The following is a 24222-nucleotide window of genomic DNA, read 5'->3' as shown; positions in this document are numbered from 1 at the left end:
GCCCGGCTTTTTCTTTGGATCATACAGGCATGAAAAAAACCGCGCCCTAGGGCGCGGCTTTGATATGCGTTTCAGATAGGCTTAAACGCCTACGTCGACAATTGCCCTGGCCAGAATCGGCACCGTGTTGGAGTTCAGACCAGCGATATTCAAACGGCTGTCTCCCACCATATAGATCCCGTGATCATTGCGCAGTTGCTCGACCAATTCAGGTGCTGCGCCCAGACGCGAGAACATGCCGCGGTGCTGGGCGATAAAACCAAAGCGGTCTGATCCGGTCAGGCGCTGCAGCTCATCGGCCAGTTGCTGACGCAGGCCCAGCATGGACAGGCGGACCTCTTCCAGCTCGGCCGCCCAGTCGGCACGCAGGGCGTCGTCATTCAGGATCGTGGTCACAACCCGCGCGCCGTGGTCGGGCGGGAAGGAATAGTTCTGACGGTTCAGGAAGGCCAGCGTCGACTGGTTAAGCGACGTTTGCGCTGCGTCATCACTGATCGCCATCAGCAAGCCAGTCCGTTCGCGATAAACGCCGAAGTTCTTCGAGCAGGACGCCGCGATCAGGCAACGCTTGACCGACGAGGCCACCAGACGGGTTGCCTGCGCGTCCTCCTCAAGCCCGTCACCAAAGCCCTGATAGGCAATGTCGACCATCGCCACCAGGCCCAGCTCGTTGATGACGTTCACCACCTCTTGCCATTGGACCATGTTCAGGTTGGCCCCGGTCGGGTTGTGGCAGCAGCCATGCAGCAGCACGACGTCGCCTGCTTTGGCGGTTTTCAGATCGACAATCATACCGTCGAAATCAACGCCACGGGTCTCACTGTCGAAGTACCGATAGGGAACCGTCTCCATCCCCAGATAGTTCAGGATCGACAGATGGTTCGGCCATGTTGGGTTCGACACAAAGACGCGCGCCGAAGGGTTGGCCATGCGGATCATCTCGAACGCTTGACGACAGGCACCGGTGCCACCGGGCGTTGCCACGGCAGCGATATTGCCGCGCGGCACGGCGTCGCCAAGGATCAGGTTAATCATCGCATCGGCATAGGCCGGATCACCTGCCAGACCTGTGTAAGCCTTGCTCTCCTGTTCCTCCAGAATGCGCTTTTCGGCGGCCTTGACGGCGCGCATCACCGGGGTCACGCCTTCGGCATTCTTGTAGACGCCCACACCCAAGTCGATCTTTTGATCGCGCGGGTCTTCGCGGTACATCTGCATCAGCGCCAGGATTTTATCGGCGGGCTGCGGTTTGAGGTTCTCGAACATCAGTTCTCTCCGGTTGCGACGGGCAGGGTCGGGAAGGCACCCCATTCAGCCCAGGAGCCGTCATAAAGCGAATGGTCTTTCTTGCCCAAGCGTTCCAGCGCCAGGCTAAGGATCGCGGCGGTCACGCCCGACCCGCAAGTGGTGATCGCGGGTTTTGTCAGATCAACGCCTGCGGCCTCGAACACGGCGCGGCAATCCTCGGGCGATTTCATCGTGCCGTTTTTGTTCAATAATTCGCCAAAAGGTACGTTGTGCGAACCCGGGATATGGCCCGAGCGCAGCCCCTCGCGCGGTTCGGGCGCAGTGCCAGCAAAGCGCGCAGCCGCGCGTGCGTCGATGATTTCGTGGTCATTCAGCTTGGCGGCGGCCGAGACCTGCGTCACGTCCCGCACCAGATGGTTCTGCACGCGCACAGTCATGTGGCGGTCACGGATCACCGGGGGCAGGTCTTCGATCTCGCGGCCCTCGGCCTGCCATTTGGGAAAGCCACCGTCCAGCACGGCCACGTTCTCTTGCCCCATCAGACGGAACAGCCACCAGACCCGTGCCGCCGACATCAGCCCGGCACCGTCATAGACCACAACCTGATGGCCGTCGCCCACGCCCATGGCCCGCATCCGTGACATGAACTTTTCAACCGGGGGCGCCATATGCGGCAGGTCCGAGCGCCGGTCGGAGATTTCATCAATATCAAAGAACCGCGCACCGGGGATATGGGCCGCGTCATATTCGGCCTTGGCATCGCGGTTCTGCGCAGGCAGATACCACGACCCATCCAGAACCCGCAGGTCCGGGTCTTTCATATGGGCCGCAAGCCATTCGGTAGAAACGAGGGTTTTCGGATCGTCCTGCATCAAAGCCTCCCCTAAGCGAGCTTGGGTTTTCCCTATACGCGCAGGGGTGCAGGTTCAAGACTGGATGGGGGCAGCGGGCCGCTTAACCGGCCTGACCATAGTGGTGCATGTTCAGAAACGCGGCACCCTGCGGTCCAGCGCGATAGCCATGGGGCAGATCGGCGGCAAAGCGCAGCCCTTGCCCGGATTGCAAAGGCACCCATTCGCCATCGCGCAGAATCTCTAGCGATCCGTTCAGCACGAACACCTCTTCGGTAACGCCCGCGGCGTGGGCGGCGGATTCGTGGCTCTGATTTGGGGCCAGATCGACATGAAAGGTCTCGGCACCCAGAACAGGATCATAGGGAAAGACGATCTTGACCTCGATGCTGCCGGGGAAAGTCACGGTTCGAAAGAGGCTTTCATCCGTAGGGTCACGCAACACCGACGATCCTATCAGCGCGCTGAGCGGCAACTGAAACCCTTTGGCGATCTTCCAAAGGGTCGCAATGGTCGGGCTGGATTCGCCGCGCTCGATCTGGCCCAGCATGGCTTTGCTGACGCCTGTCATCTCGGCCACCTTGGACAGGCTCAGCCCAGAGGCTGCGCGCACATCCCGTAGTTTCAGCGTAATGTCGTCCTGTGTCATGTCGTTCGTCTTTCGAATCCTCTTGTGCGTTATAGCGCACATGTGGTACGTGCGCTATAACGTACGAACCCCAAGACATGCAACCCGAGGCAATAGGGACACAGCGTCATGCCACTATACCGATCCAGAACCTCTACTCATGGCCGCAACATGGCCGGCGCCCGCGGCCTGTGGCGCGCAACCGGCATGGGGGATGACGATTTCGGCAAGCCAATCATCGCCATCGTCAACTCGTTCACGCAATTTGTGCCCGGTCACGTCCACCTGAAAGACCTTGGCCAGATGGTCGCGCGCGAGGTTGAAAAGGCCGGTGGCGTCGCCAAAGAGTTCAACACGATCGCAGTGGATGATGGCATCGCCATGGGCCATGACGGGATGCTGTATTCGCTGCCCTCGCGCGAGGTAATCGCGGATTCGGTAGAATACATGGTCAATGCACATTGCGCCGACGCGATGGTCTGTATCTCGAACTGTGACAAGATCACGCCAGGTATGCTGATGGCCGCCATGCGCCTGAACATCCCTGCGATCTTTGTTTCGGGCGGGCCGATGGAGGCGGGCAAGATCGACATCGCCGATCTGGACGCCAAGAAAATCGACCTTGTGGATGCAATGGTTGCTGCCGCCGACGACCGGTTCACCGACGAGCAGGTCCAGCATATCGAGGAAAATGCCTGCCCCACCTGCGGGTCGTGCTCGGGCATGTTCACAGCGAACTCGATGAACTGTCTGGCCGAGGCGCTGGGTCTGGCACTGCCGGGCAACGGGTCCACGCTGGCCACCCACTCGGATCGCAAAGAGCTGTTCCTTGAAGCCGGTCGCCGCATCGTCGAGATCACCAAGCGCCACTATGATCTCGACGAAAAAGGCTTCCTGCCCCGCGAAATCGCCACGTTTGATGCGTTCGAAAACGCCATGTCGCTGGACATCGCCATGGGTGGCTCGACCAACACCGTGCTGCACCTGCTGGCCATCGCGCATGAGGGCGGCGTGGATTTCGACATGTCCGACATGGATCGGCTCAGCCGGAAAGTGCCGTGTCTGTGCAAAGTCGCACCCAATACCGAGAATGTGCATATGGAAGACGTTCACCGCGCCGGTGGCATCTTCTCGATCCTCGGCGAGCTCAGCCGCGCCGGTCTACTGCACGAAGGTTGCAGCACTGTACATTCCGGCACCATGGGCGAAGCGATTGCCAACTGGGACATCAAGGTGGCCAACAACCCCAAGGCGCAAGACCTGTTCAAAGCGGCCCCCGGTGGAGTGCGCACAACGCAGGCATTCAGCCAGTCCAACCGGTACAAAGAACTGGACACCGACCGCGAAGGTGGCGTGATCCGGTCCAAGGAGCACGCGTTCAGTCAAGATGGCGGTCTGGCCGTTCTGTTCGGAAACATCGCCCGTGACGGCTGTATCGTGAAAACCGCCGGTGTGGACCCGGCCAGCCTGACCTTCACCGGCTCGGCCTATGTCTGCGAAAGCCAGGATCAGGCGGTGAACGACATCCTGACCGGCAAGGTGAAAGAGGGCGACGTGGTCGTCATCCGGTACGAAGGCCCACGCGGCGGTCCGGGGATGCAAGAGATGCTGTACCCCACCTCGTATCTGAAATCCAAAGGTCTGGGCAAAGCCTGTGCCCTGCTGACCGACGGTCGGTTCTCGGGCGGCACTTCGGGCTTGTCGATCGGCCATGTCTCACCGGAGGCGGCCGAGGGCGGTGTCATCGGTCTGGTACGCCAGGGCGACAAGATCGAGATCGACATCCCCAAACGCTCGATCCATCTGGCGGTGTCGGACGAAGAACTGGCAACCCGCCGCGCCGAGCAGGACGAGAAGGGCTGGGAGCCCGCCGCACCGCGCAAACGCAAAGTCTCCACGGCGCTGAAAGCCTATGCCAAGCTGACCACAAGCGCGGCCAAAGGTGCTGTGCGCCAGGTTTGAGTTAGACACCGCTCAAGAAAAAAGCGGCCCACCTTTAGGGTGGGCCGTTTTTTGTTCTTTCATGCGGACAAAACCGCGCTTTCGCTGCGACTTCACCAATGGCAATTCTTCGTAAAACTTTTCAGTTTTGCGTATTGAAATCAAAGAGTGTCGAATACCGATCTCGGGCAAGCGTTTTAGCCTCGGCCACGTTCAGCGACGCCTGCGTTTCTTCTTCTGTCAGGCCCTTGGCGCACGATTTCGACCACAAACGGCGTGCAGATACGGGAGACCAGGGTAAGGCAGCTTCTGACAAACACAGTCTCAGAGGCGCTGGCAGGCCATCATAGGCTGACATGGGATCACCAGTCCGACGTTTGCGGCGGAGGCTACTTTGTTCAAGATCGCCGCTCATATTTCGTCTTCCTGATCGGTCACGGGGTCGAGAACGAGGACGAGCCGGGTTTCGCCTGTTCGCTCGATGGGCGGCGATCGATGTAGCAAACCCGAAGGTGTCTCGGCAGGCCAAAGCGTTCCGCGCAAGAGGATGGGTGAGCCGGTTTGAACCGTGAACACACGTTCCGGTTCAGTACCGTCGGTCGATATTCCGTATTGCGTTCCGGTGCCTCGATAGTTGCACACAAGCCGTGCAGTGATGGCGTCGATGTGAAACCTGCGACAGGCGTTGGTTGTTACAACGTCCAACCGCAGTCGCAGGAAACTGGCGATCATCAAGTCTGAGAACATGTCGGCCAGCCCAGCGATATCCGCCTGAAGCCAGTCGCGTTCCGCCCCGGCGGGCAAATTGGCCATGTCAAAGAGGTGCTGGACCGTTTCACCGACTGCATGCGCCGGAAGGATAACCCGAGCGCGAGGCAGAGTTTCGACGTCAACGCCATCCAACCAGGATTGCACCTCTGGCGGCGCTTGCCGACGCCAGATCGCAGCGGCACAGCCGGGCTTCAGGAACGTGCTCAAGGCCGTTGGATCATCTGCGATACCGACACCAATGGCGGCATCCTTGATGTTCTTCCGGGCAAAATTCATGCTGCATCCTCAACACGACGCCACTCCGGAAACGGATCGGGCAGGTCAAGCGGCAAGGCGTCTGGTCCGCTTGCCACGACAGTCGGAACAAGGCAGGCATCCAGTTTTGCCTTCAGAGCGGTCCAGTTAATGCCGGCACCGATGAAAACCAGCTCCTGCCGCCGGTCTCCCCAAGGCTCTGCCCAATGTTGTTTCATGTAGCCAGATGCCGCGACATGTTCGGGCCAGCGATCTTTGGGCACGCTCGCCCACCAGGTTCCAATGGACTTGATGCTCGACAACGATCCAGCCAGCGAAAATTCCGCCACCCATTCTGGTCGGGTTGCGATCCAGAAATGACCTTTAGCCCGGATGACGCCCGGCATGTCATCGTTCAAGGCTGCAAGAATTTTTTCAGGGATAAACGGAGCCTTTGCACGGTAAACGTAGGAGGCCACACCATATTCTTCTGTCTCAGGCACATGGTCAGCAAAACCATACAGCTCCTTTGCCCACATCGGATGTTCATGTGCCTGCTCGAAATCGAAAAGACCCGTATCGAGGATCTTTTCAGCTGCAACCTGCGATTGGTTGGTTTCGATGATTTCCGCATCGGCATTGAGGCTTCGGATTATCTTGCGCGCCGCGTCGACCTTTTCGGGGCCTGCATCATTGACCTTGTTCAAGATGACAACATCGGCAAACTCAATCTGATCTGTCAGCAGATGCACGAGGGTGCGTTCGTCCTCTTCGCCCATGGTTTCGCCGCGATCGCTCAGGAAATCGTGGCTGCCGTAGTCGTTCAGAAGGTTCACGGCATCAACCACCGTGACCATGGTATCGAGCCGAGCCACATCTGACAGGCTCTCCCCGAATTCATCTCTGAAATCGAAAGTGGCGGCGACGGGCAGTGGTTCGGATATCCCGGTGGATTCGATCAGAAGATAGTCAAAGCGCCCCTCTGTGGCCAAGCGGCGCACTTCGCCAAGCAGGTCATCACGCAGGGTGCAGCAAATGCAACCGTTTGACATCTCCACCAGCGTCTCGTCCGTTCGACTAAGCTCGGTATCGGCCCGGACCAGGTCCGCATCAATGTTCACCTCCGACATATCGTTGACGATAACCGCGACTTTTCTTCCGTCCCGATTATTGAGAACCCGGTTGAGAAGAGTTGTTTTTCCCGCACCCAAAAAGCCGGAAAGCACCGTGACCGGAAGACGTTCATCTGACATAAACCGCTCCAAAGCTGATGTAATATTTCTCGCAACTTACGCAGTTACTAGACCAATGCAACTACAAAAGTTACATGTATGATCCGTTTGGAGAAAAACCGCACATGAAACGAAACTCTCGCCTGTCGCTTGCTCTGCATACACTCAGCCATATGGCCGGAGAGCCGGACCGTGTGCGAACGTCGTCCGACATCGCAGATCACGCGGGCACCAATCCTGTTGTGGTCCGCCGTGTGCTAGGAAGGCTGCGAGAGGCGGGTCTGCTGACCTCGGAGAAGGGTCACGCAGGCGGTTGGCGCCTGGCCCGCAAACCGCAAGAAATTTCCCTGGCCGATGTATACCTTGCCCTTGATGAACGTTTGGTCGCTTCTGACGAGATCAGCGAAGCCCCTGCATGTTCCGTCGAGCACGCGTTGCAAAAACGCGTATCCGGTGTCCTTGAGGAAATCGAACAGAGCCTTGTCCAGAAGCTTAGCGAAACATCGATTTCCGAAGTGCGGGATGCCTGATCTGGCATAGATGCGCACAGAGCAACCGTTTGGTCAGCGTGCAGCATCGTTTGGTTTAGGCTCGGAGCAGACATTTGCCGCGCCTGGGCTGAATGACGGTTCTGCAGACAAAGCTGCCATTACCTAATAAGTAAGCAATGGCAGCGGTTCGCGAGAAAGCGGACATTTCCGCTCCACACGTTGGTCCGAACGACCGCCTTGGCTTTGCTCATTCACAGTGTAACCTCCGCGCGTTTACCTTTTAACGCAGCTAAACTAACTCGAAAAACGGCCTTCTGAGCTGCCGATAAGACAAACAGCAGCACCGAGACGACGACGTATTGCGAAGTTGTCTATTCAGTTTGACAAGAAGTGCTCGGGTTTCTCTTCGCCTCACTTTAACTAATTCGTATTTTTGACTTTGTTTGGTAAGCGCGTACAATTGTAACAGCTTTAGGCGCAAAATCCGCAAGTTAGGCCACCTTCACAGCGACGAAGTAAGGAACGCGGAAGGCACGGGAGAGGGATATGAAGAGAATTTTTGGTTGGCTATTTGCCTTCGTGTTGCTTACCGGCTGCTGGGAGAAGGAAGAAGATGCGACCCAAACACTTATTCGACCTGTCAGAGCCATCGAGATTTCCGACCTCTCCAGTTTGCATGACCGATATTTTGTCGGAACAGCCAGGGCCGCGCGCGAAGTCTCATTGGCCTTTCGCGTACCGGGCAATGTTGTTGGCGTCGATGTTCAGGTTGGCGACCTTGTAACGAAGGGTGCCATTATGGCAGCCTTGGATCCAGCCCCATACCAGGCCGAAGTAGACCGGCTTACCGCCGAACTAGCAAGCGCACAGGCAACGTTTGAGAACGCCAAGTTGCAAACAGATCGGCAACGATCGCTGGTCGAAAAGGACGTTGCAGCTCAGGCGACACTTGACCGATTTATCGCTGGCGAGACATCCGCTCAGGCGGCCATCAATTCTGTTCAAGGCGCTCTGGACAGAGCCACTCTGGATTTAACCTATACGAGTTTGGCAGCACCGTTCGATGGCCGTGTTGTCGGCAAATACATTGAAGATTTCGAAGAAGTCGCCGCTCAGACTCCGGTGCTGCGCATTTTGGATGCCGAACGCATCGAAGTGGTGATCGATATCCCCGAACGATACATCGCCCTGATCCCCCACATTGAAGACATCACCGTTACTTTTGATGCTCTGGGGGATGTGGTTCTACCGGCGGAAATCAGCGAGATTGGATCCGAGGCTTCGGCGACGACCCGAACCTTCCCTGTCACGTTGATTATGGATCAACCGGAAGACGCACTTGTTCTTCCCGGTATGGCTGGGCGCGTCCGTGGCCAGCCAAAGGAGGGGCACGAACCATTCGATGCGATCATGGTTCCTGCCAGCGCGGTTTTCGTGCCTGAAGGGGAAACAGATCCGCATGTCTGGGTATTCGATGCCAGCTCAGAAACCGTAACGGCAAGGAAGGTTTCGCTTGGCACGCCCCGGTCACAAGGGGTGGCCGTTAGTGAAGGTCTGGAATTTGGTGATGTGGTCGTCACTGCCGGAGCGAACTCTTTGCGAGAAGGCCAAAAAGTTTCACGACTTTCCGAGGATACAGAGTAATGGGTCTCGCGGCGTTCTCCATCCGCAACGCTAAATTCGTTTGGTTCACGGTAGTCATGCTTACGTTGGGCGGCATTTCGGCTTTCTTTAGTCTGGGGCAGCTAGAAGACCCCGAGTTCACTATCAAAACTGCGGTTGTGACCACCCTCTATCCCGGCGCCAGCCCTGAAGAAGTTGAGCAAGAGATCACAGAACGGATCGAGCTGAAACTCCAGGAAATTAAGGAGATTGATTACATCTCGAGCGAAAGCAGGGCGGGTGTGTCGACGATTAAAGTCGAAATTCGCCCGAACTATTGGTCGGACCAGCTACCGCAAATCTGGGACACACTACGTCGGAAAGTCAGAGACGTGGAAACAGACCTGCCCCCTGGCGCGGGTCGTCCTGCCATCAACGATGATTTCGGTGATGTCTTCGGTCTACTGCTGGCGATGACGTCCGATGGGTTCTCCGCTCAGGAGCTTGATGGGTATGCCGAAGATTTCAAGCGAGAGCTCTCGTTAATCGACGGTGTCGGCCGCGTCGATCTTTGGGGCGAACGCGACAGGGTCATTTATCTGGAAACACGGGAAGAAGCCTTGGCCGCATTGGGAGTCTCGGCTCAGACAATTCTCAACACGTTACAGACCCAGAATGCGATCGTGGATGCAGGGCGGGTAAACGTCGGTGACTACCGCATGCGCATTGCGCCCAGCGGAACCTTCACAAGCCCAACTGACATTGCAGATCTAGTCGTCCGACCGAGTGGTCTGGATCAGGCTCAAAGCGGTCAACGTCGTGGGCCAGAGTTGCTAAGGCTGGGCGACATCGTTGAGGTCAAAGAAGGCTACATTGACCCACCGATAACTATGATGCGCTATAATGGCCTTTCATCTATTGGGTTGGCCATATCCTTCCAGTCTGGGGTCAACGTTGTCAGTGTTGGTGAGGCGGTAGATGCGAGAGTATCAGAACTGATCGCAAGCCTGCCGATGGGCATCGAGGTTGAACGGGTTCATTGGCAATCCGATGACGTAAACCTTGCGGTCAGCAGTTTTCTGGTGAGCCTTGCCCAAGCCGTCGCAATTGTCCTGGTCGTTTTAACTTTGGCGATGGGTGTTCGGATGGGGATCATCATCGGCAGTGGGCTGATTCTAACAATCCTTGCCACCTTCATACCCTTGGCAGCACTTGGCATAGATCTTCAGCGCATGTCCTTGGGTGCATTGATCATTGCGCTCGGCATGATGGTAGATAACTCGATCGTCGTAGCGGACGGCGCGATGGTACGGATGTCGCAAGGAATGGACCGAGCAAAGGCCGCGATTGAAGCCGCAACGCGTCCTGCCATGTCGTTGCTTGGGGCCACGTTTGTCGCGGTCATGGCTTTCTACCCGATTTTTGCATCTGTCGAGAGCGCAGGGGAGTACTGCCGAACACTCTTCTCAGTTGTCGGGATCGCGCTGCTGGTCAGTTGGTTGCTGTCGATGACGGTTACGCCACTGCAATGCGTTGCCATGCTACCGGAGCCAAAAGGTGGAGCAAGCGAGACCTTTGACACCGGTTTCTATGCGATTTACCGCCGCTTTCTGGCTGCGGCGATCCGCGTGCGTTATCTGACGATCGGGGTGGCTTTGGGTGCTTTGGTCATTGCCGGGGTTGGTTTTGGCTCTGTCACGCAGCTGTTCTTCCCGACCTCGTCGATGACCAAATACATGATCGACTATTACGCGCCCGAGGGAACTCGGATTGAAGCCGTGTCAGAAGCGATCTCACGGATCGAAGAAAAGGTTGAAATGGACGATCGTGTGACCGGCATCGCCAGCTTTATCGGAGCTGGCCCGCCCCGTTTCTACCTGCCAGTCGACCCCGAGGGAACCAACCCGTCCTACGCGCAAGTCATTGTGAATGTCGAGGATTACCGCGACATTCCCGAGATGACCAAAGAGATATCGCTTTGGATATCAGCCAACATGCCTGAGGCGACCTCTTTCACACGTCAATTCGGTGTGGGACCCAGCAACACCTGGGCATTCGAGAACCGCATCATCGGCCCATCGGATGCTGATCCTGAGACTCTGCGCGAAATTGGTGACAGAGCAGTTGCGATACTGGATCAGCATCAATGGACGAAAGTGGCGCGCACCGATTGGCGCAACCGTGTCCTGAAAACTGTTCCAGACTATGACCAGGACCGAGCACGGTGGACCGGTATCACCTATGAAGATCTTGGAAACACGACAAAACGTGCATTTGACGGGCGTTCGGTCGGCCTCTACCGCGAAGGTGACGAGTTGCTGCCAATCATCGTTCGGCCTGGCGCAGAAGATGTGGCAGCCGTCGACAACTTTGAACTGTTGCAACTTCAGTCTCCGTTTTCTGTTGAGCCTGTCCCATTGGCACAGGTTGTACGCGGCGTGAATATTCAGCCTGAAGATCCAACGATCAATCGTCGCGACCGGCGCCGTGTTCTGACTGTGCAAGCCAATCCAATCGATAGCGTAACTCTGCCGAGTTATCGCGCCGCAGTTCTTGCCGAATTCGAAGCTTTGGAGGCTGACTTGCCACCGGGCTACAGCATGGAATGGGGTGGAGAGCACGAGGACACAGTGTCTGCGCAAGCGTCTTTGATTCCGGGTATGATCCCCGCGTTTTCGATCATGGCACTGATTGTCGTTGGGCTATTTAACTCATACCGCAGACCGTTGGTCATTTTCCTGACAGTACCTTTTGTGCTGATAGGTATTGTTCCGAGCCTGCTCCTTACAAACACACCGTTTGGATTCGTTGCATTGCTCGGGGGCATGAGCCTGGCGGGCATGATGATCAAAAACGCAATCGTTCTGATCGATCAGATCAACGACAACTTGGCCGAAGGTCAGCCGGGCTATGACGCCGTTTTGAATGCCGGTGCCTCAAGACTTCGCCCCGTCGTACTGGCCGCCGCCACTACCGTTTTGGGTGTGATACCGCTACTCCCAGACGTGTTTTGGGTCGGTCTTGCTGTCACGATCATGGGCGGTTTGACGGTGGGTACGATGCTCACAATGATTCTGGTCCCGGTCTTGTTCGCCACGCTGAGCGGCATTCGACAGTCACCGAAAGCGGTTTGACGTCGCCTTTTTTAACGGTCTTTGGATCGTTTTTTGTGGAGCATGTAGTTGTTGAGTTTAGACAACTCATTCGGGGGTAAAGATGGACAATATGGTACTCTACTTTCTAGTCGGCATCTTCGTGGTTGGCTTAGTTTCATTGGGATATTTTGCCAAAGGTAGCGGGGCACTGCTTGTGATCGTGATACTGGTTGGTGTGTTGTTGGCAATGAGCGCATATTTTGGAGGTTTCTTTGGCGAAACACCGAAGTGAGCTTGCTATGGCATTTTTGAAGACGCGTCGCTAGTTGCACGAAACTTCAGTTTATCCGAGAACGAGGCTTACTGGATTCTCTGTCTTTTTGCTGCGCCGAGAAAAAGATGGATTTCCTGTGCTAGTGGCCGATTTTCACCAGCGCCTCCTGAGAATGTTGCCGCTGCGAAAGCGCCTGTCAAACTTGAGTCCAACAAACGAAACCTCGCGCATAGCAGCATAGACGCGACTAGAAGTCGGTGTGCTCTCCTCCTTGCGGTCAACAAGTCGCAATTAGTGATACCAGTTAGCAGCTTTCCATAAGTTTAAGCGCAATCTGTTTCGTCTGCTGTGGTTGCTTTTCCGACCTTCACCAAAGCCCGAATGACTATCCGCACAGGGTATTCGCCTAACTGCGAGAAGTCCGCTTTCTGCGCATTGCCTCCGCTTGTGCAATGCACAGCGTACATCAAAGTGGACTCAAAGCAGACGCTCATGTGCAAATCATGCCTTAGACAAATGCATCTGCCCGGGGGCGCCTGCGGCCCCTCAATCGCCCAGTTTGGCGTGAACCTCGTCCAGATCAATCTCGCCGATTGGCATTTTGTTCGCAGGGTTCTCGAAATCATATTTGAACAGCTCGAAATCCTGTTTGTAGATTTCATAGACCAGATGCATCGACAAATCGTCGAAGTAATCCTCGACCGGGTGGGCGCGCTTGGGGCCGTGACCATCGGACTCGTTGAAGCGCGGGATCTGGGACAGGTCCACACCGTGCGGCGTCTCCAGATGGTTTAGAACGTCCTGCATTCCGTCATTAAACGCTTCGGTCCAGAAAATCCGGTCATACCGCCCGCCGTTGACGATAAAGGTCGAGACATGACCTGACATAGCCGACCAGTGAATATCGGGGTCCATCGGCCTGCGCCAACGGATCGTATCACGCGCAAACAGCAGAAATCGGCGGAAACTGGCGATCTGGTCGAACTCGCCCTTGCCGTCATCGCCGCCAACCTCGATCCCGTAATTATAGATCAGCGTCGGTACCAGGTTCCCTCGATACCGTTTTCCGTTGCGCTGAATCCCGCAGATCTTGTCAAAAAACGAACTTAAAATCCGGGTGTATGGATTGCGCACGCATGTGAACGCATAGGACGCATGCGACCTGACATTGTCCGAGATCGGCCCCTGACTGCCGTCAAAAGCCCATTTGTGCATCCCATCCTTGGCGTCATGGATGTCACCGTCAAAAAACTGACCGTGATCCGAGTAATACATGATTTGCCCGATGGTCGAGCAAGCGCATTTCGGTACCACACGGTACACCATGCTTTCACTCTCGGTCATCCATGTTCCGGGAAAACCCATCTGCAAGCCTCCTATGCGGTTTGCCGCACTCGCATTTCATTGCAAAAAACCAAAAATATTCTGTTTATTCAATCGTTCATCCTCAGTATCACGGGTGGCACCGGGCGAAAATGGGAAACAATGAACCAACATGGCGCGCATTGCCTATATCCTTCTGTGTCATAAAGATCCGGACGCAATCATAGCGCAGGCCGAACAGCTGACTGCGGCCGGTGACTGTATGTCTATACACTTTGATGCCCGCGCCGATGCGGTGGTGTTTCAACGCATACAGGATGCGCTGAAAGACAATCCGAATGTGACCTTTGCCGGCAAGCGGATCAAGTGCGGTTGGGGGGAATGGTCCCTGGTTCAAGCGACACTGTACGCCTTGCAGGCTGCGGTGCATGCGTTTCCCCGGGCCACGCATTTCTACATGCTGTCCGGCGATTGCATGGCCATCAAGACTGCGGAATACACGCATCTTTTTCTGGCCGAGCAGGACATGGATATCGTGGAATGCCACGATTTCTTCGAAAGCAATTGGATCAAAACCGGGATGAAGGAAGACCGGCTGATCTATCGCCATTTCTTCAACGAACGCACGCAAAGCTGGCCCTTCTATACCTCATACGAATTGCAGAAACGCTTTGGCCTGACCCGCGAGGTTCCGGCGGATATTCAGGTGATGATCGGCAGCCAATGGTGGTGCCTGCGCCGCCGCACGATCGAGATGATCCTGGATTTCCTGCGCAAGAGGCCGGACGTGAAACGGTTTTTCTCAACCACCTGGATTCCGGACGAGACGTTTTTTCAAACGCTTGTGCGCCATCTTGTGCCAAAAGAAGAGATCGACAACCGCACCCCCACTTTCCTGATGTTCTCGGACTACGGGATGCCCGTGACGTTTTACAACGATCACTATGACATGTTGTTGGGTCAGGATTACCTGTTCGCCCGCAAAATCAGCCCCGAGGCTCACGAGTTGAAAGAACGTTTGGGCCGCCTTTATGCAACCAAGGGCGTTGATTTCCCGATCTCGAACGAAGGCCGCAACCTCTATAGCTTTCTGACAGGACGTGGCCGTGTCGGGCGTCGACATGGGCAACGCTTCTGGGAAGCCAGCAATACTCTGGGGTCCGAGCGCGAGCTGTTCGTGGTCGTTTGCAAAAAGTGGCATGTCGCCAAGCGCCTTGTCGACCAAATCGCCTCGGAAACGGATGTTCCTTGCGTCGAATACCTGTTCAACGAAGATGATACCCAATTACCCGACTTGGGCGGTATAGAAACAACATTGTTGAAACGGTCGCGCCACCGGCGTGCCGTCGTGCGGATGCTGTTTGAATGCTTTGAAAGTGATGCTCTGGTCTTGTGCGTCGATCCGGCCAACCTGGACATCATCAAGGATTTCTGCGCCGATCAAGCCAAAACCCATGTGTTAGAGATAGAATGTCAGTATTCTGACGACTACCTGATCGGTCATGCCCGACGTGTCGGATTGGCCGGGGTGGATAGTCCTGCGGACACTGTTGCGCCATTAGTTCCAACGCTGCGCAATGCCTTGGCCTATGAATCTGAATTGATCAGAAACGCCGCACTTGATGAATACACACGCTTGCGCGAGACAAATTCGCGGGCCGAGAACGAGGCTGCGGTTGCCCGGTTTCTGCGTGTATCGAAAGAAAAGGCGCAAGCGATCATGCAGCTGGATTACCTTTTCGCGGATTGATCCGGCGGCGCTGTTGTGCGCCGCCGGGCTGCTTGTTCAGATGTCGAACTTCACGCCCTGTGCCAGAGGCAATTCAGCCGAGTAATTCACCGTATTGGTCTGCCGCCGCATATAGGCTTTCCAGGCGTCCGAGCCGCTTTCGCGCCCACCGCCGGTTTCTTTTTCTCCACCAAAGGCTCCGCCGATCTCGGCCCCAGACGGCCCGATATTGACGTTCGCGATGCCGCAATCCGATCCGGCTGCGGTCAGAAACTGTTCCGCTTCGCGCATGTTCAGGGTGAATACGCAGGACGACAGACCTTGTGGCACGTCGTTCTGAATCTCGATGGCGTTATCGAAATCATCATAGCCCATCACATAGAGGATCGGCGCAAAGGTCTCGGTCTTTACGGTGGCCGTCTGGCCAGGCATCTCGACAATGGCGGGCTGCATATAGACGCCATCGGGCACGCCCTCGGTCACGCGCTGACCGCCGAAAACTGCGCCGCCTTCGGCCTCGGCGGCCTTCAGCGCGGCCGTCATGGCCGCGCCCGAGGCCTCATCGACCAGCGGGCCAATCAGCGTGCCCTCAGTCAGCGGGTTACCGATAGGCAGACCGGCATAGGCTTTCTTCAGGCGGCCCACCAGTTCCTCGCGGATTGAGTTGTGTACGATCAGGCGGCGCAGCGTGGTGCAGCGTTGACCGGCTGTTCCCACGGCTGAGAAGACAATTGCGCGCACCGCCATTTCCAGATCGGCCGAAGGGCCGACGATCATCGCGTTATTGCCACCCAGTTCCAGAATGCACTTGCCGAACCGCTGCGCCACCACAGGCGCCACTGCGCGGCCCATGCGGGTGGAGCCGGTGGCCGAGATCACCGGCACATCCTCGCTGGCCACCAGCGCCTCGCCCAGCGCGGCACCGCCGATCAGCGTTTGCAGCAGATGGTCGGGCGCATCGCCAAACCGGGCCAGCGCGCGTTCAAAGATCTTCTGACAGGCCATCGCGGTCAGCGGTGTTTTCTCCGACGGTTTCCAGATCACCGTATCGCCGCAGACCAGCGCAATCGCCGCGTTCCACGACCACACCGCAACCGGGAAGTTGAAGGCCGAAATCACGCCGACTGGCCCCGCCGGGTGCCATGTCTCCATCATCCGGTGGCCAGGGCGCTCGGACGCAATCGTCAGACCATAAAGCTGCCGCGACAGACCCACGGCAAAGTCGCAGATGTCGATCATCTCCTGCACTTCGCCCAAACCTTCGGAGGTGATCTTGCCCGCCTCCCAACTGACCAGCGCGCCCAGGTCGTCCTTGGCGGCGCGCAGTTCCTCGCCCAGCAGGCGGATCAGTTCTCCCCGGCGCGGGGCGGGCACTGTGCGCCAGGCTTTGAATGCAGTTTTGGCATTGGCAAACACCGTCTCCATGTCGCCCGCCGGGGTTTCATGCACCTCGGCCAGCAGGCTGCCGTCGATGGGCGAGTGCACGGCCAGCGAACCGCCGGTCAGCTCAGCCGCTGTCAGGTCCAGATTGGCAAGGGTGGTTTGCGCAGTCATCACGATGTCTTTCATATCTCAGGCCGCCTTGTTTTGTTGGGTTGCATCGCCAGCGCGGTACAGCTGGCCAAATTCGGTGTTTAGGAAATCGGACAGGACCACTTGTTCCTGCCGGACAAAGCCCTTGGAAGGCAGCGCACTGGTGCGCATCAGATCGACCACACCCAGAACACCGGCGGCGGTGGTGACTTGAATGGCACTCCAAGTCTGGCCTTTGATGGTGCGGGCATAGCTTTTGTTGATCAGGGATTTCTCGCGCAGTACCCCGTCGATCTGGCCTTTGGCAGTGCAATAAACCAGCACCACATCCTGATCCGTACGCGGAAGGGCGGTCTCGAAAACATCCTTGAGCAGATCGCGCCGACGTTCCAGCCCCAGATCATTCAGCAACAGTTTCAGGATATCGCAGTGTCCGGGATACCGGATCGAGCGATAGGACACCGCCCGCGCCTTGCCGTCCAGCGTTTCGGGCAGCGTACCTAATCCACCCGAGGTGTTGAAACACTCATACTCCACCCCGTCATGGCCGATCCGCTCGTAATCCTCCAGCGGGGCGGTCTTGACCCGTGCGCCGTTCACGATCGCATCGCAAGGGTTGCAGTATTCGTTAATCAGCCCGTCGGTGGACCATGTCAGGTTGTATTTCAGCGCGTTGGTCGGGAACAGAGGCAACGCCCCTACCCGCATATGCAGGCTGTCCAGCGTATCGAACTCGGCCGCCAGCGCCGCCCCGGCGATGCCGACAAAACCCGGCGCCAGACCACATTGTGGCATGAAAGCGGTTTCGCTTCCCTCGGCCAGATCACGCACGGTATTGGTGGCGGCGACATCCTCGGTCAGGTCAAAGTAATGCGCACCGGCATCTTTGGCCGCCTTGGCAATCTGCGGCGTCAGAAAGAAAGGCGCGGCCGAGATCACCGCGTCGAACCCATCCAACCCCTTGGTCAGTTGCACCGCATCGGTGACGTCAATCTGCCGTGTGGAAATACCTTGCCGGTTCAATCCCGACAACGCGGCCAGATCGCGGTCGGCCACTGTGACCGAGTAGTTGGATGATGATTTCAGCAGGGCAGCGATCATCTGACCGATCTTGCCTGCTCCGATGACACAAATATTCCAGCTCAAAACGCGCCTCCTCATTCGTTTTGGGAAAGTATGAAGGCACGGCTGTTCGGTCCGCAGGGGCAATCTTGACGAAATTATCGATTATTCCGTCACTTTGACGGTACTTCCGTCATTTATCCGACTTGCGCCATCCGTGAAGCGATTGCCGCTGCAGGCGGTGCGGCGCTACGCACCCCCATCTGTTTCAGCGCATGGTCCGCTGCCGCCACAACAGCGCGCATGACCTCGGCATCCATGCGGCCAATGCAGCCGATGCGGAAACTGTCCACCTCGGTCAGTTTGCCGGGATAGATGATAAAGCCTTGTTCCTTCATCAGATCATAGAACCGCGTAAATTCGAAACGCGGATCGGCAGGGCAAAAGAATGTCACGATGATGGGCGACAACCACGCATCCGGCAGCAGGGTTTCAAACCCCAGCGCGCGCATCCCCGCGACCATCACATCGCGGTTCTCCGCATAACGCGCGCCGCGCCCGGCCACGCCACCCTCGGCTGCGTGTTCGTTCAATGCTTGCAGAAAGGCGGCAACCACATGAGTCGGTGGGGTAAAGCGCCACTGGCCGGTTTTCTCCATCGCGTCCCATTGCGCGTACAGGTCCAGACTGAGCGAGGGGCAATTCCCCTTGGCCGAGGCCAGCGCCGTTTTGCGGGCCAACACAAAACCAAAACCCGGTACGCCTTCGATACATTTATTGGCCGAGGAAACCATCGCCTCGAACGTATATTCGCTGGGGGACAGCGGGATCGCACCAAAAGCCGACATACTGTCGATCAACAGCTTGCGGCCCGCCGCTTCGGTGGCCTGTGAAATCTCGTGCAGAGGGTTCAGGATACCTGAGCTGGTCTCGCAATGGATTGCAACCACATGGGTGATCGCCGGATCATCAGCCAGAATTTGTGCCACTTCGACCCCACGCGGCGGCAGATAGTCACCCTTGTCCAACACAACAAAGGCCCGCCCGGCATAGTCCAGCGTCTGCGCCGCCCGTTTGCCATAAGCCCCGTTGGCCAGCACCAGCGCCTTGCCATCTTGCGAGATGAATGAGGTCAGCATCGCCTCGACCGCGAAACTGCCCGAGCCCTGCATCGGAACGCAATCATATGCCTCGTGCCCGTCGCCCAGCAGGCTCAGCAGCCGCGCGCGCAACTCGGCTGTCATGGCGCGGAAGTCGCTATCCCAGCTACCCCAGTCGCGCAGCATCGCTTGTTTCACGGTATATGAGGTCGTCAGAGGACCTGGTGTCAGCAAGTAAGGCTCACCAAGTTGCGGGCGGGGCAAGGAAGTCATCGGGCACGGCCTTTTTGAAAAGCGGTTTGGCCCGGTCACTGTATTGAGATTTACTTCTTTAGGATATGCGTCATAGCTTTTTTGTATGACATGCCCGCTGTCAGAAATCTGACATGTGATTTATTATCACGACACCTCCCCGCGGCACGACAAACCCTTCAGGGTCTGATGTACCGGGCGGGTCGGATTGTGGTGTTCATGCCTCGGGGCTCAGCCCTTCGATGGACAGATCGTCCAGTTTGGGCATCAGCCGAAGTAGTTCGCTTGCATATTCAGTCTGCGGATTGGCAAACAGATCGTTGGTCTCTTGCAGTTCTACCACCTTGCCCTGTTTCATCACGGCAACCCGGTCGCACATCTGGCGCACGACCGGCAGGTCATGACTGATGAACAGCAGGGTCAGACCCAGATGCTCTTGCAAATCCTTCAGAATGTTCAGGATTTGGGCCTGAATAGACACGTCCAGCGCGCTGGTTGGTTCGTCACAGATCAGGAAGCGCGGCTGCGTGGCAAGCGCGCGCGCAATGGAAATCCGCTGACGCTGACCGCCCGAGAATTCATGCGGATACTTCAGCCCAGCCTCATGACCCAGCCCAACCTGATCCAGCAATTCATCCACACGGCGCTTGATGTCAGCACCGTCCATCAGTTTGTGATGACGGATCGGCTCTGCCACAATCTCATCCACCCGCATCCGGGGGTTGAGTGAGGAATACGGGTCCTGAAATATCATCTGGATGTTCTTGCGATAGGCATCCAGCGCGGCCTTGTTGGTCAGATCGCTGACCGTCTGCCCTTCGAAGGTGATCGTGCCGCCATCAACAGGGTAAAGCCCGGCAATCATCCGCGCGACGGTGGACTTGCCCGAACCGGATTCACCAACCACGCCAAACACCTCGCCCGCGCGGATATCAAAGCTGACATCGTCAACAGCGGTGAAATAGGTGCGGTCCCACGGCAGAAGTCCGCGCTTTTGCAGGAACTTCTTGGTCAGGTTACGGATTTCAAACACCGGCTTGCTGGTGTCATTGTCCACCTTGGGCCAGTGGCGGGCCATATCTTCTATCGCAAAGCGGGTTTCGCGCCCGCCATAGCTGATCTGCGGAAACCGGTGCAGTTTGAGTGTTGGGCGCGGTACGGCGGCGATCAGGGACTTGGTGTATTCGTGGGTCGGCTGGCCCATGACCCGAGACGTAGGGCCGCTTTCGACCACTTTACCCGCATACATCACCGTCACCTTGTCGGTGGTGTCGGCAATCACGCCCATGTCGTGGGTAATTAGGATAACCCCTACCTGACGTTCGGTCGCCAGTTCCTTGATCAGGTCCAGAATCTGCGCCTGAACGGACACGTCCAGCGCCGTCGTCGGTTCATCCGCGATGATCACGTCAGGCTCAGTACACAACGCCAGAGCGATCACCACACGCTGCCGCATCCCGCCCGAGAACTGGTGCGGGTACTGGTCTAGCCGTGTATCGGGGTCAGGGATACCAACCCGGTCAATCAGATCGCGGGCGCGTTTGTTGGCCTCACTATCTGAACCACCCAGATGCGCCTGAATGGTCTCGACCAGTTGCTCGCGCACAGTGAACAGCGGGTTCAGCGAGGTCAGCGGGTCCTGAAAGATCATAGAGATCTTTTTGCCGCGCAGCCCACGCATCGCGTCGGCGTCCAGACCGCTGATCTGATCACCGCTAAGCCGGATGGTACCGCTGGCAATACGGCCGGGGCGATCCAGCAGGCCCATGATTGCCGCACCGATGGTGGATTTACCGGCCCCGGATTCGCCCACAAGCCCGTGGATTTCGCCCGGTTCCACCGACAGGTCCACATGGTCCACGGCAGTGAACAGTTTGCGGCGGGTCGGGAATTCGACCGTAAGGTCATTGATCGTCAGAAGGCTCATGAAATCACCGCAGCTTGGGGTTTAGCGCGTCGCGCAGCCAGTCGCCCAGCAGGTTCACAGACAAGGCCAACGCCAGAAGGGTGCAGGCCGGGAAGAACAGAATCCACCACTCACCCGAGAACAGGAAACCCTGCCCGATGCGGATCAGTGTCCCCAGAGAAGGCTGGGTCGGTGGGGCGCCCACGCCGAGGAAGCTGAGCGTCGCCTCGGCAATGATCGCCAAAGCCAGCGAGATCGTGGCGATCACAAGAACCGGGCTGAGGACATTGGGTAGGATGTGACGGAACATGATCGGAAAGGATCCGCGCCCGATCAGACGGGCGGCCTGGACGTATTCCTTGTTTTTCTCGACCAACGCCGCACCACGCACAACACGGGCAAACTGGACCCAGTCGGACAGGGCAATGGCGACGATCAGGACGTAGATCGCCATCTCATCGCGGTATTCCGGTGGAGTGACGCCTTTGGCGATACCAAAGATCAACATGGCAACCAGAATGGCCGGGAAAGTCAGCTGCACATCGGCGACCCGCATGATCAGCGTTTCAATCCAGCCGCCGAAATAAGCCGCGACCAGCCCAAGAACGATGCCGATGATCAAGGCCAACAGCACGGCAGATGCGCCCACGAACAGGGAAACGCGCATCCCGTACAGGATGGTCGAGAACACGTCGCGCCCCTGATCGTCGGTTCCCAGCAGGAACGTCTCCTGCGTAAAGGCGTTGGGTGTTCCGGGCGGCGTAAACCCGTTCATCAGGTTCAGTGAGGACGGATCGAACGGATTATAGGGCGCGATCAGCGGCGCAAAGATCGCCGAAAGCACAAGTATGGCGACAACCAGAGTCGCGACAATAGCCACAGGTGAATGCCGAAAGGACCATGCGAAGTCGCCGTCCCAGAACTTGGCGAACCGCGACTTTTCCGGCGCTTTGGGGGTATCGAGAATATCGGTCATGTGGCCCTCGCGTCGACACGCAGGCGCGGGTCAATAGCATAGTAAAGAAGATCGACAATCAGGTTGATCGTCACGAACATGACCGAAATCAGCATCAGATAGGCGGCCATGACAGGGATATCGACGAACTGGATCGCGTTGATGAACAGCAGACCGACGCCCGGCCATTGGAACACCGTCTCGGTGATGATGGCGAACGCAATGATCGATCCTAGTTGCAAACCGGTAATGGTGATCACCGGCACCAGTGTGTTCTTCAGCGCGTGGCGGAAGTTGATCACCCGGTCCGACAATCCGCGGGCACGGGCAAAACGAACGTAGTCGGCGCGCAACACTTCCAGCATCTCGGACCGCACAAGCCGCATGATCAGCGTCATCTGATACAGGCCCAGCGTGATCGCAGGCAGGATCAACGCCTTAAGGCCCGACGACGTCAAAAATCCCGTAGACCAGTTCCCAATCATAACGGTTTCGCCCCTCCCGAAGCTGGGAAGAAGGTCAAGTTCGACCGAGAAGATATAGATCAGCAAAATCCCGATCAGGAAGGTTGGCAACGAAACCCCGATCAAACTGACGGTCATAATCACATTCGCCGCGATCCCTTGTCGTCGGATCGCTGTGAACACGCCCAGAGCAATGCCCATCGTAATGGCCAGGAAACCTGACACAAAAGCCAGTTCCAGCGTCGCGGGTGCACGTTCTGCGATGATGGTCGAAACCGGACGACCCTGGCGGTAAGAGACGCCAAAATTGCCCTGAACGGCCCCTTGCAGGAACTTGAAATACTGGACCGGGAAGGGCTTATCCAACCCAAGCTCGCCCCTAAGCCGGTCGATATCGGCCTGGGTGCGCTCTTGCCCCAGCATGTTGTCGATCGGATCGCCGACAAATCGGAACATGGAAAAAGCGACCAGACCCACGACCAAAAGCACGATCACGGATTGGAACATCCTTCGAACGATATATGCGAACATTTAGTTTCCCCGTTGATCTGCCTCTCTACGCACGCCCTGTCCAAATGGTCAAGATGTCGCAGAGGACAAGCTGGCCCGATCCTGTGGCTCAGCCCAGTTTATCTGTGGCCCCAATGGCACAATCCCCAGCGGGTTTCGCAACTCGGAGGGTGAGAAATATCCGGCCTTATAGATCTCGGGTTTCACTGTTCGGGCTATTTCAGGTCGGGCATACAGATCCCGCGCATAACCCCACAGATGCGGATAGTCCACCAGACGCTGCAAATTGCAGCGGAAGGCATAGTGATAGGCCACATCGAACCGCGCCAGTGTCGGGAACAGGCGCAGGTCGGCCTCGGTCAGATCGTCGCCGCACAGGTATCGATTAGTGGCCAGATGCGCCTCGATCTCGTCCAGCATGGCGAAGACGTCGTGAAACCCGGCCTCGTACGCCTCTTGCGTGCGGGCAAACCCGGCGCGATAGACGCCATTGTTCAGGCGCGGATAGATTTTATCGTTCCAGGCGTTGATCTGATCCAGCTTTTCTGGCGGGGCCAGATTGGGGCCATAGCCTTCTAACGTGCCCAGCATACGCACGAGATCGGCGGATTCATTCGACACCGCGCGGTTTTTGGCGCGATCCCACAACAAAGGCACGGTGATGCGCCCGGTATAAGCAGGATCAACCTTTGCATAGGCTTGATGCAACGCGGTGACACCGAACAGAGGATCGGCATAGTCACCATCGGTGTCGTACACCCAACCGTCCGGCGTGCGGCGCGGGCGGGCATAGGCGACGGTGATCAACTCCTCCAATCCCTTAACGGCGCGCGTCAGCAGGACCCGATGCGCCCAAGGGCAATTCCACGCGGCATACAGGTGGAACCGCCCCGGCCCGTACGGACCGTCGGGCAGAGCGTTGCGGATGGACGACGTCTGACGACGGTATGCGCCGTCAAGCGATGTGTCGGGGGCGGGGTCGTCCACATGGTAGACCCCGGCAATCATGACACCCATGCGG

The 24222-nt window shown here is 57.3% G+C and carries 20 protein-coding genes; 6 read left to right on the top strand and 14 right to left on the bottom strand.

Features of this window, described 5'->3' with window-relative positions; all coding sequences use genetic code 11:
* Positions 1-81: 81 nt before the first annotated feature.
* The 3 genes from GOW48_RS16630 to GOW48_RS16620 all read right to left on the bottom strand — a co-directional run bounded on the left by GOW48_RS16630 (position 82) and on the right by GOW48_RS16620 (position 2748).
* Complete coding sequence (locus tag GOW48_RS16630; protein ID WP_170755327.1) at positions 82-1266, bottom strand: amino acid aminotransferase; 1185 nt, start codon at positions 1264-1266, stop codon at positions 82-84.
* Positions 1266-2120, bottom strand: coding sequence for a 3-mercaptopyruvate sulfurtransferase (gene sseA / locus GOW48_RS16625; protein WP_170353836.1), 855 nt, complete (start codon positions 2118-2120; stop codon positions 1266-1268). Before sseA ends, GOW48_RS16630 begins: the two co-directional genes overlap by 1 nt.
* A gap of 82 nt (positions 2121-2202) precedes the next feature.
* Positions 2203-2748: a helix-turn-helix domain-containing protein gene (locus GOW48_RS16620; protein ID WP_170755326.1), complete on the bottom strand. Its 546-nt coding sequence runs from the start codon at positions 2746-2748 to the stop codon at positions 2203-2205.
* 108 nt (positions 2749-2856) lie between these two features.
* On the opposite strand from GOW48_RS16620, the gene ilvD reads away from it, so the two are divergent.
* Positions 2857-4689, top strand: coding sequence for a dihydroxy-acid dehydratase (gene ilvD, locus GOW48_RS16615; protein ID WP_170353840.1), 1833 nt, complete (start codon positions 2857-2859; stop codon positions 4687-4689).
* Between the two features lie 121 nt (positions 4690-4810).
* Here ilvD and GOW48_RS16610 read toward each other — a convergent pair whose 3' ends face one another.
* The 3 genes from GOW48_RS16610 to GOW48_RS16600 are packed head-to-tail and all read right to left on the bottom strand — an operon-like array spanning position 4811 to position 6926.
* Complete coding sequence (locus GOW48_RS16610; protein ID WP_170755325.1) at positions 4811-5083, bottom strand: DUF6525 family protein; 273 nt, start codon at positions 5081-5083, stop codon at positions 4811-4813.
* On the bottom strand, positions 5080-5715 hold the full coding sequence (locus GOW48_RS16605) for a DUF1826 domain-containing protein (RefSeq protein ID WP_170755324.1): 636 nt from the start codon (positions 5713-5715) through the stop codon (positions 5080-5082). The genes GOW48_RS16610 and GOW48_RS16605 overlap by 4 nt, the downstream gene beginning before the upstream one ends.
* Positions 5712-6926, bottom strand: a complete 1215-nt coding sequence (locus GOW48_RS16600; protein WP_170755323.1) for a GTP-binding protein — start codon at positions 6924-6926, stop codon at positions 5712-5714. Before GOW48_RS16600 ends, GOW48_RS16605 begins: the two co-directional genes overlap by 4 nt.
* A 104-nt stretch (positions 6927-7030) precedes the next feature.
* On the opposite strand from GOW48_RS16600, the gene GOW48_RS16595 reads away from it, so the two are divergent.
* The 4 genes from GOW48_RS16595 (at position 7031) to GOW48_RS16580 (ending at position 12385) form a co-directional block, all read left to right on the top strand.
* Positions 7031-7435 carry an RrF2 family transcriptional regulator gene (locus tag GOW48_RS16595; RefSeq protein ID WP_170755322.1) on the top strand — a complete coding sequence of 135 codons (405 nt, stop codon included), beginning with the start codon at positions 7031-7033 and terminating at the stop codon, positions 7433-7435.
* Between the two features lie 507 nt (positions 7436-7942).
* The gene (locus GOW48_RS16590) at positions 7943-9040 is read left to right on the top strand and encodes an efflux RND transporter periplasmic adaptor subunit (RefSeq protein ID WP_170755321.1); all 1098 of its coding nucleotides are present in this window, start codon (positions 7943-7945) and stop codon (positions 9038-9040) included.
* Complete coding sequence (locus GOW48_RS16585) at positions 9040-12132, top strand: efflux RND transporter permease subunit (RefSeq protein ID WP_170755320.1); 3093 nt, start codon at positions 9040-9042, stop codon at positions 12130-12132. Before GOW48_RS16590 ends, GOW48_RS16585 begins: the two co-directional genes overlap by 1 nt.
* A gap of 82 nt (positions 12133-12214) precedes the next feature.
* The gene (locus GOW48_RS16580) at positions 12215-12385 is read left to right on the top strand and encodes a hypothetical protein (RefSeq protein WP_170755319.1); all 171 of its coding nucleotides are present in this window, start codon (positions 12215-12217) and stop codon (positions 12383-12385) included.
* A gap of 528 nt (positions 12386-12913) precedes the next feature.
* On the opposite strand, the gene GOW48_RS16575 is transcribed toward GOW48_RS16580, so the two are convergent.
* A complete protein-coding gene (locus GOW48_RS16575; protein WP_170755318.1) occupies positions 12914-13732 on the bottom strand; it encodes a sulfotransferase family protein in 819 nt (272 codons plus the stop codon).
* Positions 13733-13862: 130 nt separating this feature from the next.
* Here GOW48_RS16575 and GOW48_RS16570 point away from each other — a divergent pair, with 130 nt between their 5' ends.
* Positions 13863-15440 (top strand): DUF5928 domain-containing protein, encoded by a 1578-nt coding sequence (locus GOW48_RS16570; protein WP_170755317.1) that lies wholly within the window; start codon positions 13863-13865, stop codon positions 15438-15440.
* Between the two features lie 36 nt (positions 15441-15476).
* Here the strand turns inward: GOW48_RS16570 and amaB are convergent, their stop codons facing one another.
* From amaB to GOW48_RS16535, 7 genes are all read right to left on the bottom strand, one after another.
* Positions 15477-16973: an L-piperidine-6-carboxylate dehydrogenase gene (amaB, locus tag GOW48_RS16565; protein WP_170755426.1), complete on the bottom strand. Its 1497-nt coding sequence runs from the start codon at positions 16971-16973 to the stop codon at positions 15477-15479.
* Between the two features lie 18 nt (positions 16974-16991).
* On the bottom strand, positions 16992-18098 hold the full coding sequence (locus tag GOW48_RS16560; protein ID WP_170755316.1) for a saccharopine dehydrogenase family protein: 1107 nt from the start codon (positions 18096-18098) through the stop codon (positions 16992-16994).
* Between the two features lie 113 nt (positions 18099-18211).
* Positions 18212-19387, bottom strand: a complete 1176-nt coding sequence (locus tag GOW48_RS16555) for a 2-aminoethylphosphonate--pyruvate transaminase (protein WP_170755315.1) — start codon at positions 19385-19387, stop codon at positions 18212-18214.
* 196 nt (positions 19388-19583) lie between these two features.
* Positions 19584-21293, bottom strand: a complete 1710-nt coding sequence (locus GOW48_RS16550) for an ABC transporter ATP-binding protein (RefSeq protein ID WP_170755314.1) — start codon at positions 21291-21293, stop codon at positions 19584-19586.
* A 4-nt stretch (positions 21294-21297) separates the two neighbouring features.
* Positions 21298-22248 (bottom strand): ABC transporter permease, encoded by a 951-nt coding sequence (locus tag GOW48_RS16545; protein ID WP_170353864.1) that lies wholly within the window; start codon positions 22246-22248, stop codon positions 21298-21300.
* Positions 22245-23222: an ABC transporter permease gene (locus GOW48_RS16540; protein ID WP_170353866.1), complete on the bottom strand. Its 978-nt coding sequence runs from the start codon at positions 23220-23222 to the stop codon at positions 22245-22247. Before GOW48_RS16540 ends, GOW48_RS16545 begins: the two co-directional genes overlap by 4 nt.
* Before the next feature lie 48 nt (positions 23223-23270).
* Complete coding sequence (locus GOW48_RS16535) at positions 23271-24218, bottom strand: glutathione S-transferase family protein (RefSeq protein WP_170755313.1); 948 nt, start codon at positions 24216-24218, stop codon at positions 23271-23273.
* Between the last annotated feature and the right edge of the window lie 4 nt (positions 24219-24222).

Origin of the sequence: Ruegeria lacuscaerulensis (assembly GCF_013033355.1) — a bacterium.
Lineage (GTDB): Bacteria > Pseudomonadota > Alphaproteobacteria > Rhodobacterales > Rhodobacteraceae > Ruegeria > Ruegeria lacuscaerulensis_A.
Note: the sequence above shows the minus strand (reverse complement) of the source record. Positions and strands in the feature narration are given on the sequence as shown.